This window comes from Cohnella caldifontis (genome assembly GCF_029360585.1).
GTDB lineage: Bacteria > Bacillota > Bacilli > Paenibacillales > Paenibacillaceae > Cohnella > Cohnella caldifontis.
The window spans coordinates 35567-50019 of the sequence record NZ_JAQZSJ010000020.1; the positions used below are offsets into that span (position 1 = coordinate 35567).

The window sequence follows — 14453 nt, forward strand, 5'->3', positions numbered from 1 at the left end:
GGATGGCAGATTGTCGGGAGGGGGGATCTTGCATGGAGTTCGAAGTCGCAGGGAGGGGGATATCAATCGGAGATGTAAGTTCTTGTCCATAAGCCCGGACAAGAACTTACGCCGTTTCCCCAATTGAACGTTCATTCCTTATCGATTACGGCTCAGCTGATTCACCGCGCTAAACAGCGCCTTCACGGAGGAACTCAGGATATCGACGTCAATGCCGCATCCCCAATGCATGGCGCCGTCAGCAGCCTTGATCCCGATATAGGAGACGGCTTGCGATTTAGAGCCGGTTTCCAGCGCATGCTCGGTATAAACCAAATCGGAATAGTCGATCCCAAGATAGCCCTGCAACGCATTGCTGATCGCGTCGAGCCTGCCGTTACCATTGCCCGTAATTTCCTTCACTTCGTTTCCTGAGCGTACGGTGACGACGGTCTGAAACTCTTCATCGTCAAGCATTCGGAATTTGATAAACTCGACGGGCGTTTTGATATTCACGTATTCTTTGACGAAAATATCGTATATCTCATCCGGCATCAGCTCTTTTTGCTGCTGGTCGGATACGTTCTTCACGCAATATCCGAAGTGTTCGCGCATTTTCGGCGGAAGATCCAGCCCGTACTTTTGCTGCAGAACGTATCCGATTCCGCCTTTGCCGGATTGGCTGTTAATCCGGATAATATCGCCTTCGTATTGCCTGCCGATATCTTTCGGATCGATCAGCAGATAGGGGACCGACCAATGGGGGGGATTTTGTTCCTCGCGATATTTCATCCCCTTCGCGATCGCGTCCTGATGCGACCCGGAGAAAGCGGTGAAGACGAGCTCGCCGGCGAAAGGATGTCTTTCGCTGACCTTCATCTTGGTCAGCCTTTCATAAACGGAAGCGATCGCCGGAATATTCTCGAAGTTCAGCTTCGGGTCAACCCCGTGCGAGAACATGTTCAAGGCCAGCGTGACAATGTCCACGTTCCCCGTACGCTCCCCGTTTCCGAACAGGGTGCCCTCGACGCGCTGGGCGCCGGCCAGCATCCCCAATTCCGCGTCAGCAACGCCCGTGCCTCTGTCGTTATGCGGATGCAGCGACAGAATCACGTGTTCGCGGAAATTCAAGTGATTGCTCATGTACTCGATTTGGCTGGCGTAAACGTGAGGCAGCGACATGGAGACCGTGGCCGGAAGGTTGATGATGACCGGATTTTCCGCCGTCGGTTTCCATACGTCGAGCACGCGATTGCAAATGTCCAGCGCGAAGTCGATTTCCGTACCCGTAAAACTTTCCGGCGAATACTGGAACTGGAAGTTCCCTTCTGTTTCTTCCGCGCACTGCTTCAACAACTTGGCTCCGCTTAAAGCGATGTCGATGATTTCTTCTTTGGATTTCCGGAAAACTTGTTCCCGCTGCGCCAAAGAAGTCGAGTTGTACAAATGGACGACGGCTTTTTTCGCGCCTTTCAGCGATTCGAAGGTTTTGCGGATGATGTGCTCCCTCGATTGGGTCAGCACTTGGATCGTGACGTCGTCCGGGATCAAATCCTGTTCGATCAACGTGCGCAAAAAGGCGAATTCCGTTTCCGAAGCGGCAGGGAAGCCGACCTCGATCTCCTTGAAGCCGATTTCCACAAGCAGCTTGAAGTATTCGAGTTTTTCCTCCAGGTTCATCGGCACGATTAATGCCTGATTCCCGTCGCGAAGGTCGACACTGCACCAGATCGGCGCCTCCGTGATGTATTCCTTACGGGTCCAATTCAGGCTCGCCTCCGGCGGCATAAAATATCCTCTGGCGTATTTTTCGACATTTTTCATGGTTGCTCTTCCTTTCGAAGTGAAAATCGGTTGAAATGCAAAAAAGTCTTTCGTCTCCTCTTACAGAGACGAAAGACTTGACGTCTTACGCGGTACCACTCCGAATTCATGCCGTCAGGCATGCACTCTGCGGATACGGGGCTTCAATAAACGGACAGCCCGCGGAATCCTCCTGAATAACGGTCAGGTCCCGGCTACGCCTACTCAGCGGGTTCAGCGAGCAGCTCCAAGGCGAGTTCGGATTTTCTACACGGCTGTTTCGCACCGTCCAACAGCTCTCTGCGCGCTTAGAAAACCTTACTATTCCTTTTCAACGCCTATTCATTATTACATCAAAAGTTATCTCACTTAGACCTTCTTGTCAAGTGTATGCCAATCAAACACCGTTGTCCAGTCAAAATGCCGGGCCGCTACATTCCGAAATCGTAATCGGGATAGACGTAAGGATCTTCCGCCGCCTTGATTTTCCGGATTTCCTCCGCATGGAGCTCAATCGTGTCTTGACCGTTGTACGGCGTCTTGTCAATGGTTCCCGTGATTTTGAGCCATGTGTCGTCTTTGTACGCTTTGGCATCGGGGGATGTAACCAATACGCCGTATGGCATCGCGTCTGCCGTGCAGCATTGAATCGCGAATCGGCCAATCACGAACTGATCATCCTTCATCCCGTCTTCGCGGTAGACGAATCCTTCGATCGTCAGTTTTTTGCCGACGAAGTTATTCAGGAACAGCGCTAAAGTACTCAAAGTTTCCATGTAGTCTTTTTCCGTCACCGTGATGACGGAGTCGTCGTAGATTTTCATTCCGTATCGGGCGTAGGCTTCGGTATATTCGTCGTGCGGAAACATTCGTTCGAGCGGATTTGCCGGTTGCTCTTGCGCGACAGGCGCCCCGGAACCGAACTCGCGGTCAGTCGGATTTCCGGAGTCCACGGACGCTTCCGGCGCATCCGTTATGGCGGGTGCAGGGGGGTTAACGGGCGTATCGACCGTAACGTTACTGACGATCCCCTTGCTTCGCAAGGCGGAGAATGCGTTCAGGTTCATTCCTTTCTTGGCGGCCATTGCGCTCCCGATCGTCGTATCCGCCGTCATGAAACAAACCGCAAGCGGGAAGATGAACAGAGCATAGACCAGATAAGACCGGAGCTTGGAAGCGGAAGCAGGCAGGGGAGAACAGCCGCAATCCTCCGGCTTTCCGTTCCACAGTTGGAATGCCATGTAGAATTGAACCGCGCCCACGATGTAGAGTCCGCATGCGGCAAGCTTCACGTAAGGAGTCATCCGGGGTGCGATATATAAATCCAAATGGTCCGTTCTATGTAAATAGACGATATACATCGCGATTCCGATCAGTATGAGCGCGCGAAGCACATGATGGGCGATTTGGCGGCCGGTTGCCGTTTCCATCTCGTAACCTCCTTCCTCGTTAGGGGTAGAGCAGCAGTCGTTCCGCGACGATCGATCCCAAGAATACCAATATAGCAATCAGGACAATCAATTTCAGAACGAAACGGGACCGGAAAACGGAGAGCATCATGAGCGTGTTTTTGAAATCGACCATGGGTCCGAACACAAGGAACGAAAGCAATGCGCCTTTAGAGAAAGTACCGGAGAACGATGCCGCGACAAATGCGTCCGACGTGGAGCATAACGAGATCAGGTAGGCGAAACCCATCATTAGCAGATGGGATCCCCAGGCGTCGCCGCTAAACGAAACCAAAGCGGACCTGCTCACGAAAGTTTGGATAACGGCAGTGAGGAAGGAGCCGAGCAGCAAATATTTGCCCATTTCAAAAAACTCATCCGAAGCATGGGTCAAAATCGCAAGATAACGGTTGCCTCGATGTGGGTGCTCATGGTCGTGATGATGGTGGTTATGGTCATCGTAAGAATGGTCATGCCTCCCTGAACGGCGTGTCGTTCGCAGAGGATTCTCCCGTAAGGCCGCGTATAAAACGAGTCCGACCGCCAAGGCGACCGCAAAAGCAAGTCCAAGCCGGGAATACACCATTTCCGGATCGGCGCGGAATGCCATTGCCGTTGCCGCATAGGTCACGGGATTGATGACCGGAGCCGCCAAAACGTACGTCACCCCAATATAGACGGGCATCCCTTTGCCGATCAAACGTCTGACGATCGGAATCATGCCGCACTCGCATACCGGCAGGAAGACGCCCAACAAGCAGGCATAGACGACACCGAGAACCGGGTTCCGCGGCATGAATTTCCGCATCGAATCTTCCGAAACGAAGAGGTGAAGGAAGGAGGAAACGAGTACGCCCAGCAAAATAAACGGAAGCGCTTCGAGGAATATACTGACGAATACCGTCTTCAAGCCCTGCCACTCGGAACCTGTGATTCCGGTCAAGAAGGATAATGAAGGAGGATGTTGGCCCGAAAAGAGGAAGTAAAGCCATATCAGGCATCCGAACGTTACAAGATTCAGGCTCCAACGAAATATCGCGTTTGCCATAAGCTCACTCCTTGAACGGACCTTCCTCAAAACGTAATAATTACGATTTAACCATAACCGTTTGTCCTCGAATTGTCAAAGTCATCCTTTTTTTCTCCTTCTAGTCCTGTTGACAAAAGGGAGGGGGAAGCATTACATTGGATCTTGATCGTAAATATTACGAATAAGCAAGGGGGTGGACTCGAAGCGTTGGCAAGCCAGTCGAACATATCGGTATGGTAAGTTCTTATTTTTTTTCATTGCTATTCGTAATGATTACGCATTTCAGGAAGTCCTGCCAGGTAAGGAGAGTGTGGGTTCATGCAGATCATTGCCATGAAGCAGGTCGATTTCGGCTATCGCGACGTTCCCTGTCTAGTCGATGCAAGCCTTGACTTTATGTCGGGCGAGTTCGTTGTGATAACGGGACCGAACGGAGCCGCGAAGACGACGCTTCTAAAGCTTGCGCTAGGTCTATTGCAGCCTTGGAAAGGAACCGTGACGCGCGCTCCGCGCAACGCCGAGGGCAACAAGCTCTCCATCGGATACGTGCCTCAGCAACTCGCCGCTTTTAACGGCGGCTTTCCCAGTACCGTTCTGGAATTCGTTCGTTCGGGTCGATACGGCAGAGGTTCCTGGCTTCGAACGCTTCGGCCGATCGACCATCAACGAACGGAGGACGCGCTGCGGCAAGTCGGGATGTGGGAGCTTCGGTCCCGCAAAATCGGGGAATTGTCGGGAGGGCAGAAGCAGCGGGTATGCATCGCTCGGGTGCTTGCGCAGGAACCCGATCTGATCGTACTTGACGAACCGACGAACGGAATGGATCCGGACAGCCGGTTCGGGTTTTACGATTTGATGCACCATCATGTGCAGGCGTATCGCCGGACGGTCGTGATGGTTACGCACAATCTTGCGGAAGTAAAGGGATATTTGGATCGGATCATCGAGTTGGAAAGAAAGGAGGACGGCGGGTGGAGATGCTGCACTACGACTTCATGCAGCGGGCATTTTGCGCCGGCGGGATCATTGCACTGATCGCATCCGTCCTTGGCGTGTATTTGATGCTTCGCCGACAGGCCCTCATGGCCGATATGATGTCGCACGTATCGCTTGCGGGAGTGGCGGGCGGCGCCTATTTACATATCGATCCGTCGATCATGGGGTTTGTTTTGGCCGTGATCGGTGCCTTGGTTGTTGAATATGTGCGCAGGTCCTTCAAATCGTATAGCGAGATTTCCGTCGCGATCATTTTGATCGGAGGTTTGTCGAGCGCAGTCGTATTGATGAGCCTCGATCATAGCCTCAACCAAGGCTTCTCGTCGTATTTGTTCGGATCGGTCGTGGCCGTCAATCCGACTGAACTGTGGCTGATTTTCGCGGCGGCTGCCGTTGGCGGCGTATTTTTCACCCTTTTCCGCAGACCGCTTTATCAGATGACTTTCGATGAGGAAACGGCCAAAACGAACGGAATGCCCGTCAACTGGATTTCCCTGTGTTTTAGCGTCATTACGGGGATGATCGTTGCGGCGGCGATGCCGATCGTAGGCGTGCTGTTGGTCTCGTCCCTGATCGTGCTGCCCGCCGCGCTCGCGATCCGGATCGCGCCAAGCTTTAGCGCAGCCCTGATCCTGTCCATGGCGATCGGATTGAGCGGGGTGTTTGCGGGACTTTCCGCCTCTTACGGGTTGAGCACGCCGCCTGGAGGAACCATCGCGCTCGTGCTCTTGTTGTTCTTGGTTGCGGGGATCAGCAGTAAGAAAGCGGTTCTCTGGCTTGCCAAGAAAAGTCAAGCGCCCGCGACGGAAGATCAGGTTCCCGCTTTCTCGCGAATCCCCCGTATGTCAAGGGATAGGCCGGAATCTTACATGAACTTGGAGGAATGAAAAATGGATGCAAAGTTTGTGAAAACGACGTTAACGGCTGCGGTACTGCTTCTGTTTCTATCCGGCTGCGGCGGAAATACTCCAAACGGACGAACCGTTGCGGACGGCGGCAGACTGAAGGTCGTGACGACCTTTTATCCGATGTATTACTTCACTCAGCAAGTCGGCGGCACTCATGCGGAAGTCGTCGCGTTGATTCCGCCGGGAGCCGAGCCGCATGACTGGGAGCCGAGCGCCAAAGACATGAGGCAGATCAAGGAAGCCGACATCTTCGTTTACAACGGCATCGTAGAAGGCTGGGCGGAACAAGCGCTGGAGAGCGCGGCGAACGGTAAACGGTTGGCGGTAGAAGCAAGCAAAGGCATCGCGGACCTGGAAGGCATTCCGGAAGAGGAAGAAGGAGGGGGAGAGGAAGCGCATGAGGACGGTCATTTGACAGACCCTCATGTCTGGTTAAATCCGGTGACCGCGCAAAAGGAAGTCGAAGCGATCGAGGCTGCCTTCGAGAAGGCGGATCCCGCAAACCAAGCGGATTACAGGAAAAACGCGGACGATTTGATCGCCAAGCTGAAAGCGTTGGACGCCGATTACCAATCGGGGCTTCAAAACGCGAAACGCAAAACGTTCGTCACCCAGCACGCCGCGTTCGCGTACTTGGCCAAACAATACGGATTGACGCAGATTCCGATTGCCGGACTCTCTCCCGATCAGGAGCCTTCTCCGGATCAAATGGCGGAGATCGTGAAATTCGCCAAAGACCATCAGGTAAAGACGATTTTCTTCGAAACGCTGGTCGACCCGAAAGTCGCGCGGACGGTAGCGGACGAGATCGGCGCGAAGACCGACGTTTTGAATCCCCTTGAGGGTCTGACCGATGAGGACAAAAAGAACGGGCTGGATTATATCGGGATCATGAAAAATAACCTTGAGGCGCTGAAGAGAGCTTTGAACGAATGAGATAAACGCTTCATGCGAAAGGGGCGGAACTGCCATGGTCAATCAAATTCCGGTTACCGTTTTAAGCGGCTATCTGGGCTCCGGCAAAACCACCGTACTGAACCATGTTCTGAATAACCGCAGCGGGCTGAAAGTCGCCGTGATCGTCAACGATCTAAGCGAAGTCAATATCGACGCCTCGCTAGTCAAGGACGGCGGAGGGTTATCGCGGACGGACGAGAAATTGGTGGAAATGTCGAACGGCTGCATTTGTTGTACCCTTCGCGATGATTTGCTGCGCGAAGTCGAGAAACTGGCGAAGGAAAACCGGTTCGATTACATTCTGCGAATCTACCGGTGTAGGAGAGCTGGTACCGGTTGCGCAAACCTTTACTTATATCGATGAAGAACAGGGGATCGATCTCTCCCGGTTTTGCCGGTTGGATTGCATGGTGACGGTGGTCGATGCGTATCGCTTCTGGCATGATTTTTCATCCGGAGAGACCCTGCTGGAACGCAGCCAGGCGACAGGGGATGACGACACGCGCGAAGTGGTCGATTTGCTGATCGATCAGATCGAATTTTGCGATGTACTTCTGCTCAACAAATGCGATCTGGTGGAGGAAACGGAGCTTCAGGAGCTGGAACAAGTACTGAGGAAACTGCAGCCGCGCGCCAAGATCATCCGCACGGAGCACGGCCGGGTGGATCCGTCCGAGATCCTGAATACCGGATTGTTCAACTTCGAAGAAGCCAGCATGTCCGCGGGTTGGATCAAAGAAATGGAAAAGCCGGCGCATACGCCGGAGACCGAAGAATACGGCATTTCGTCATTCGTCTATGAACGCGTGAGACCTTTCCACCCCGGTAGACTGATCGAGTGGATGGAGAACTGGCCGGCTGAGGTGGTGAGAGCGAAGGGAATCGTCTGGCTCGCCACTCGGCATTCGCTCGCGCAGAGCTTGAGTCAAGCGGGCCCTTCGATCCAATTCGGACCTTCCGGATATTGGATTGCCGCTCTTCCTGATGATGAGCAACAAGTTTTGTTGCAAGAAGAACCGGAGCTGATGGAACGCTGGGACCCTCGGTTCGGAGACCGGATCAACAAACTGGTGATGATCGGTATCGATATGGATCGGGCAAGGCTCATTCAGAGTCTGGATCAATGCTTGCTTAGCGATGCGGAAATGGCACTGGACTGGAATCTTTTCCCGGATGAATGGCCGAATCGTCAAGAATAATCTTATAAAGCAGGAGAAATATTTTAAAATATTGAAATAGAAATAACATGCATATCGCGATTATGGCTTTAAGGAGGGGATAAGACGATGAAAAGAAAGATTTTGGCAGCCTTCATGGTCTTTATCCTCGCGGCGTCCCTCTATCCTCGGCAAAGTGTCTTAGGTGAGGAAACCGGCAATTTTAAAGTCATGGGATACTTTACCGAATCACCCTATTTGAATGACCCAATCGACGAAGCGGTTCCATTTGACGGACTGACTCACTTGATCTACGGTTTTTTGAAGCCCGCTTCGGACGGCTCTCTCTATCCGATCGGCCAGCCCGAAAGATTAAAGGAGCTGGTGGATAAAAGTCATGCGCATGGCGTGAACGTCGTCATCGCCGTCGGAGGGGTGTTCTACGGGAACGAACCGCTGTCCGGCCATTTTGAAGCGCTTGCCGGCAATGACGAAACCATTCGGAGGTTTGTCCGGGAAGTGCGGGACTTCGTCGAAATCTACAACTTGGACGGCGTGGAGATCGACTGGGAATATCCCGATGCCGAATCTTCGGCGGAGTATGAACGTCTCCTATTGGCGCTGAAAGAAGTGTTGTCCCCCATGGGCAAAACCTTGAGCGCGGCCGTGGCCGCAGCCGGCTCGGCCAATACGAAAGCGGAATCGGTACGATCCGTGACGGATAAAGCCCTTGAGAACTTGGACTGGATCAATATTATGGCGTACGATTTGGCGGGAGGGCAGCACAGTCCCTATTGGTTGGCGGATGTATCCATTCAGTATTGGAAGAAAAGGGGATTTCCCGAGGACGGTATCGTTATCGGCATCCCCTTGTATGCCAGACCAAGCTGGAAGCCATACAGGCAGTTGGTGGCTTTAGATAAAGCCAACGCTTATCTCGATTATGTGCCCGGCGATCAATTGGACTCCTATTATAACGGTCTGAACACCATCCGCCAGAAAACCAGGCTCTCTTTGAACAAAGGCGGCGGCATCATGTTTTTCGACATCCAGGAAGACACCCGGGACGAAACCAGCGGGTTGAAAGCCGCATGGGATATGATCCGAAGGTACGAACAATATAAACTCGACGATTTTTTCATCGTGGTTGACAATCGCGAATTGCTGTATACACCGGAAGAGAAATTGGGGATGCCCTATAAGGACGGTCAGAATCGCATTCAGCTCCCGGTAAGGAAAGCGCTGGAAACCATCGGGGCAAAGATCGATTACGATCCTGCCGCTCGTACGGTCACTGCGATTCTCGAAGATACAACGGTCAAGATCCATATCGGAAGCGAATTCCTAGACGTAAACGGGAAAACAGTTACGATGGATACCAAAGCCGAGCTAAGAGAAGGGCTTACTTATTTGCCCATGCGCTGGGTATACGAAAGCTTCGGCTACAAGGTGTCTTGGTACGAGAGCAGCAAAACCGTTCTGGTGAGCAAACCGTCGTCGAATTAAGGCGACCATAAGTTCATGTTATGGATTCCAGGCACAAACATAAAGGATTGCAACGAAAAACTACCCAATCCATGGATTGAGGTAGTTTTTTCTCGTAGAGGGACGATGACGATCAGAGAATCGAAATAGACTTCGTATGGATTTCGCGAAACCCGAATCTTTTTTTGTGAGAATTTTGGGAGAGTGCTCGAGTAGACTGTTTTCGTACGGTGACGAATCGGAGGGGAGAATGGATTGAATCTACCCGCGGGATTTCGTCACGGAAGCCGTTATGCCGAAAGGGGACTACGCCGTTGATTCGCAAAGCGATTCGCAGGATGACTTATCATATTCTAATGTCAGCCTTTGTTTTGGGTCTGGCAGCAGGCGCAGCGCCGCAATACGCAATGGCGGCCAGCTATGGGTTTGCGAGATTGGGAGATTGGGTGAATGCCACGATTTCCAGTCCCGGCGGCACGCCCCTCAATAAGATTGTTTACGGGAATGGAGTGTTCGTCGCAATCGGCAATAATGCCATCTATTCTACGACGGATGGACGAAACTGGACCCCAGTGCCTTCAGACATGATCCCACCCAGTACGGTTTTGCAGGCCATTGCGTTCGGTGACGGCAAGTTCGTAATCGAAGGTTGGGCTGACAATCGATACCAGGTGGCCTTGATATCGACAGACGGGTTGAACTGGGAGGCCCATTCGCAATACTCCGGTCCAAGCATTACGGACCTTGCGTACGGGAATGGGCAATGGGTAGGCCATACAGCGCTCACTGGCTATGTCTATCGTTCTCCGGATGGCGTCGACTGGACGATTCACGATCTTCATTCCGTTTATCAATATAATATTGCTTATGGAAATGGGACCTTCGCGACCGTAGGGAACGGCTTCAATTTCACGTCCACGGATGGCGCAAATTGGACACCTCATGCGCAGCCGACCGCTGGCAGCGCAAACTTCAGGGGGCTTGTTTACGGCAACGGCAAATTCGTTGCAGTGGGAGACGGGGTCATCCTCTATTCGTCGGATGGGGCGAACTGGTCGTACCAGACTGCCAATATCAACGGAAATTATGGACAATTAAAGGGGCTGACATTCGGAGGCGGTCGATTCGTGGCGATAGACCCTGATTGGGGGGTCATTCTCACTTCCACGGACGGAGCGAACTGGAGCTACTTGCCTCCCAGCTTCAGAGTGAAATTCATCAATTCCATCGCCTACGGAAATGGACAGTTCGTCGGCGTAGGGTCCGGCGGGGTTTATACCGCCGCGTTGCCTGAACTGCAAACCGCGACGGTTCAAGGAGCATCGCTTGCACTCGCATATAGCCGTGCGCTCGACACGGGGAGTATCCCGTCGCCGAGCGATTTCTCCGTAATTGATCATGAGACATCCGTTCCCGTAATCGGGGTTTCCATTACGGGCTCTACCGTGACACTTGTACTCGCCCAAGCCATTCCGGCGGATGACAAGGTGACGTTAAGCTATTCGCCAGGATCGAATCCAATCCAAACCGTGCCCAATACGCTGTCCAGCAGGGTGAATGAAGCTGTGGGCTTCGCGAGCGTCGAGGTTCCCTTATCCAGCAACGCAAACTTGAATAACCTAACGTTGAGCGAGGGGACGCTAGATCCGGCATTTGACTCCGATACGACTAGCTACACCGTGAATGTTACGAACGATGTGGACAGCATTCAAGTTACTCCGTCTGCGGCAGAGCGTCATGCAACCGTAACGGTCAACGGAGACGTAACCGCGGACGGCAATTCATCGACTGTTCCTTTGGAAGTTGGAACGAATCGGATTCACGTGATCGCAACCGCACAGAACGGAAACACGACAAAGTTGTATACCATAACGGTAAATCGTGAGGCTCCGCCGTTAAGTTCCGATAATGATCTTAGCGATCTGGAAATATCAGATGGGATCTTAAACCCTGTTTTCAACCGTACGACGACTTCTTACACGGTTACCGTTACGAACAGCGTATATCAGGTTACGGTAACTCCTACGGTTTCAAATTCAAATGCAGTCGTGAAGGTAAATGGAACGGAAGCGCGGAGCGGCCAAGCGACTACTCCGATTGGCTTATCGGTAGGACCCAATCCGATTACGGTCGCCGTAACGGCACAAGACGGAACCGCCAAAACCTATACGATCGAGGTTACGCGACAAGAGGCAGCAAGCGGCGGTCATGATCCAAGCGATTTAAGCCCGCCGGTCCTGACGGCGACAGCCGGAGATGGGCAAGTCACGTTAAACTGGAGCGCCGTACAAGGTGCCGTAACCTACAGTGTCTATGAGGGAACGGCTTCCGGTTCGTACGGTACGGCTCCCGCTGCAACGGTGACCGGCTCGACAAGCTATACGGCAACGGGTTTGGCGAACGGCACCACGTACTATTTCGCGGTGAAGGCGAGCAATGAAGGAGACAGCAGCGGTTACTCCAACGAAGCGGCCGCAACGCCCGAAGCCTACACGCCCGAACCTTACCTTTCAGTGATTTATAACGGCAACGGCGCCGCGTCCGGCACCGTACCGATCGACAGCACCCCGTATTCGCCAGGGCCGGGAGTCATGGCGACGGTGTACGGCAACACGGGAAATCTGGTGAAGCCGGGCTACTCGTTTGGTGGTTGGAACACGCAAGCGGATGGAGAAGGAACGAATTTTCATGCGGGGGATACGTTCGGTATGGGCTCGTCCAACGTGATCCTATACGCGAATTGGACGATAAACGCATACACAGTCGGCTTTAATAGCAACGGCGGTTCGGCAATCGACAGTCAGTCGGTGAAATATAAAGACGCGGCGAACCAGCCGATCGCTCCGACGAGAGACGGGTATACGTTCGGCGGGTGGTACAGCGACAGCGGCCTGACCGTATCGTTCGATTTCTCTACGCCGATTACGGCGGATACGATCCTGTATGCAAAGTGGACGGTCAGCCCTCCTGACGGTTCTTCAGACGGAAGCGAAAGCGGAGGCGATAGCGAAGGCGGAAGCGGAGGTGGCGGCGGAGGCGGAGGGGATTCACTCTTCACGTCCCCGACGAATACCGTTACTTCAAAGGACGGTACCCTAACGCTTCCTATCGGTCAATCGGGCGACGTCACCTTGGGTGATGAGGTCAGGATCGTGATTCCCGCCGATGCGGCCGGCAGAGACCTGCAACTTACGATAAACAAAGTGGCGGATACGCAAAAACTGTTCTTGAATAACGAAGTTTTGGCCAGTTCGGTATTCGAGATTCTGAAAAACTTCCCGGAAAGTTTCAACAAGGAGGTCGCGCTGACCTTCACCTTCGATCCTAAAAGCTTAAAGAACGATCGACGGCCTTCCGTGTTCTATTATGACGAAGCAAAGAAAACGTGGGTGGAAATCGGCGGCACGGTCAACGGCAATACCATCACCGTGAAGGTCATCCAGTTTAACAAGTACGCGGTACTCGCAGCAGGACAAGGAGAAGACTCGGCGGTAGACAAGAAAGCGGCCAATTTCAGCGATATCTCCAAGCACTGGGCGGAGGCGAACATCAAGCAGGCGGTAAGCCTAGGAATCGTGAGCGGCTATTCGGACGGCACGTTCAAGCCGGATCATACCGTTACGCGTGCGGAATTTGCCGTTATGTTGATGAATGCGCTCAAACCGGAAGGAGATAGCGCCGCGATGACATTCACGGATACGGCAACGATCGGCGACTGGGCGCGGGAATCGGTTGCGCAAGCGGTGAATGCGGGTATCATTGCAGGCTACAGGGATGGCACTTTCCGTCCGGAAGCCGAAATAACCCGAGCGGAGATGGCGACGATGATCGCCAAAGCTCTGGGTCAGCCTATCGAGGCGAAGGCGGCAACGGGTTTCGCGGACGATGCCGACTTGCCGGAATGGGCGAAAGGCGCGGTGGCGGCCATGAAAAAGCGGGGCATTATCAAAGGCAAAGATGCGAACGCATTTGCTCCTCATGAAAAAACGACAAGAGCAGAGGCGGTGACCGTTCTGCTGAAAATGCTTGCCCAAAAGGGAAAGTAAATGAATGGCATGCAAGGCAGCTTTGGATTCAATTCCAAAGCTGCCTTGCTTTATATGACCATGGACACCATATTCGAGGGAGCCGTTGACGGGGGGATTCAATGAAACTAAAATGGTATTATTGAAAAGGGTTGAAAAGGGGTGTCGCGCATGGCCGTTGTCAGCCGCTACACGATTGCGCTTCATATATTGACTTGGCTGGCCTATTGGGTGGAGAAGGACGAATTTTTCCCTTCCGACCGAATCGCGAAGAGCGTGGGAACGAGCCCGGTTTTTCTGAGGCGGATTCTCGGCCAGCTCGCGAAAGCGGGCCTGGTACTCGTGCAGCACGGCGGGACAGGAGCCGGCTGGAGGCTGGCGCGGAGTCCGGAAAAGATCAGCCTGCTGGATGTGTACGAAGCCGTTGTACAGACGCCCCTGTTCGAGCTGCACCACAGCCAGCCGAACCCGGGCTGCGTCATCGGCCACGGCATTCAGCCGGCTCTGCAACGGGTTTACGGGGACAGCGAGGAAACGTTGAAGCGCCGGCTGGCGCAGGAGTCGATCGCCGATCTGGTCGCCTCGTCGCTGGAGCACGGGAAGCGGTGATGCCGATGCAGCGGCGTTTTCTGCGGCATTCAATGTAACTATTTCAGTATCATTGA

At 53.2% G+C, this 14453-nt stretch carries 10 protein-coding genes, 1 pseudogene and 1 other annotated feature; of the genes and pseudogenes, 8 read left to right on the forward strand and 3 right to left on the reverse strand.

The window, feature by feature from the left end; translation table 11 throughout:
• Positions 1–138: 138 nt before the first annotated feature.
• From leuA to PTZ19_RS21205, 3 genes are all read right to left on the reverse strand, one after another.
• Positions 139–1803 (reverse strand): 2-isopropylmalate synthase, encoded by a 1665-nt coding sequence (gene leuA / locus PTZ19_RS21195; RefSeq protein WP_276357631.1) that lies wholly within the window; start codon positions 1801–1803, stop codon positions 139–141.
• A gap of 61 nt (positions 1804–1864) precedes the next feature.
• Positions 1865–2126: a binding site (T-box leader), on the reverse strand.
• 87 nt (positions 2127–2213) lie between these two features.
• Positions 2214–3212 carry a TIGR03943 family putative permease subunit gene (locus tag PTZ19_RS21200; RefSeq protein ID WP_276357632.1) on the reverse strand — a complete coding sequence of 333 codons (999 nt, stop codon included), beginning with the start codon at positions 3210–3212 and terminating at the stop codon, positions 2214–2216.
• A 19-nt stretch (positions 3213–3231) separates the two neighbouring features.
• A complete protein-coding gene (locus tag PTZ19_RS21205; protein ID WP_276357690.1) occupies positions 3232–4278 on the reverse strand; it encodes a permease in 1047 nt (348 codons plus the stop codon).
• A 300-nt stretch (positions 4279–4578) separates the two neighbouring features.
• Between PTZ19_RS21205 and PTZ19_RS21210 the strand changes: the two genes are divergently transcribed.
• From PTZ19_RS21210 to PTZ19_RS21245, 8 genes and pseudogenes are all read left to right on the forward strand, one after another.
• Entirely contained in the window at positions 4579–5295 is a 717-nt protein-coding gene (locus PTZ19_RS21210; RefSeq protein ID WP_276357633.1) for a metal ABC transporter ATP-binding protein, read from the forward strand.
• Positions 5232–6143 carry a metal ABC transporter permease gene (locus PTZ19_RS21215; protein WP_276357634.1) on the forward strand — a complete coding sequence of 304 codons (912 nt, stop codon included), beginning with the start codon at positions 5232–5234 and terminating at the stop codon, positions 6141–6143. The genes PTZ19_RS21210 and PTZ19_RS21215 overlap by 64 nt, the downstream gene beginning before the upstream one ends.
• A gap of 3 nt (positions 6144–6146) precedes the next feature.
• Entirely contained in the window at positions 6147–7100 is a 954-nt protein-coding gene (locus PTZ19_RS21220) for a metal ABC transporter substrate-binding protein (RefSeq protein WP_276357635.1), read from the forward strand.
• Positions 7101–7134: 34 nt separating this feature from the next.
• A pseudogene (locus tag PTZ19_RS21225) lies at positions 7135–7705 on the forward strand (GTP-binding protein); the annotation flags it as partial.
• A gap of 258 nt (positions 7706–7963) precedes the next feature.
• Positions 7964–8320 carry a CobW C-terminal domain-containing protein gene (locus PTZ19_RS21230; RefSeq protein ID WP_276357691.1) on the forward strand — a complete coding sequence of 119 codons (357 nt, stop codon included), beginning with the start codon at positions 7964–7966 and terminating at the stop codon, positions 8318–8320.
• 87 nt (positions 8321–8407) lie between these two features.
• Positions 8408–9784 carry a glycosyl hydrolase family 18 protein gene (locus tag PTZ19_RS21235; RefSeq protein ID WP_276357636.1) on the forward strand — a complete coding sequence of 459 codons (1377 nt, stop codon included), beginning with the start codon at positions 8408–8410 and terminating at the stop codon, positions 9782–9784.
• Between the two features lie 293 nt (positions 9785–10077).
• Positions 10078–13809 (forward strand): S-layer homology domain-containing protein, encoded by a 3732-nt coding sequence (locus PTZ19_RS21240; protein WP_276357637.1) that lies wholly within the window; start codon positions 10078–10080, stop codon positions 13807–13809.
• A gap of 150 nt (positions 13810–13959) precedes the next feature.
• Complete coding sequence (locus PTZ19_RS21245; RefSeq protein ID WP_276357638.1) at positions 13960–14397, forward strand: Rrf2 family transcriptional regulator; 438 nt, start codon at positions 13960–13962, stop codon at positions 14395–14397.
• Positions 14398–14453: the final 56 nt, after the last annotated feature.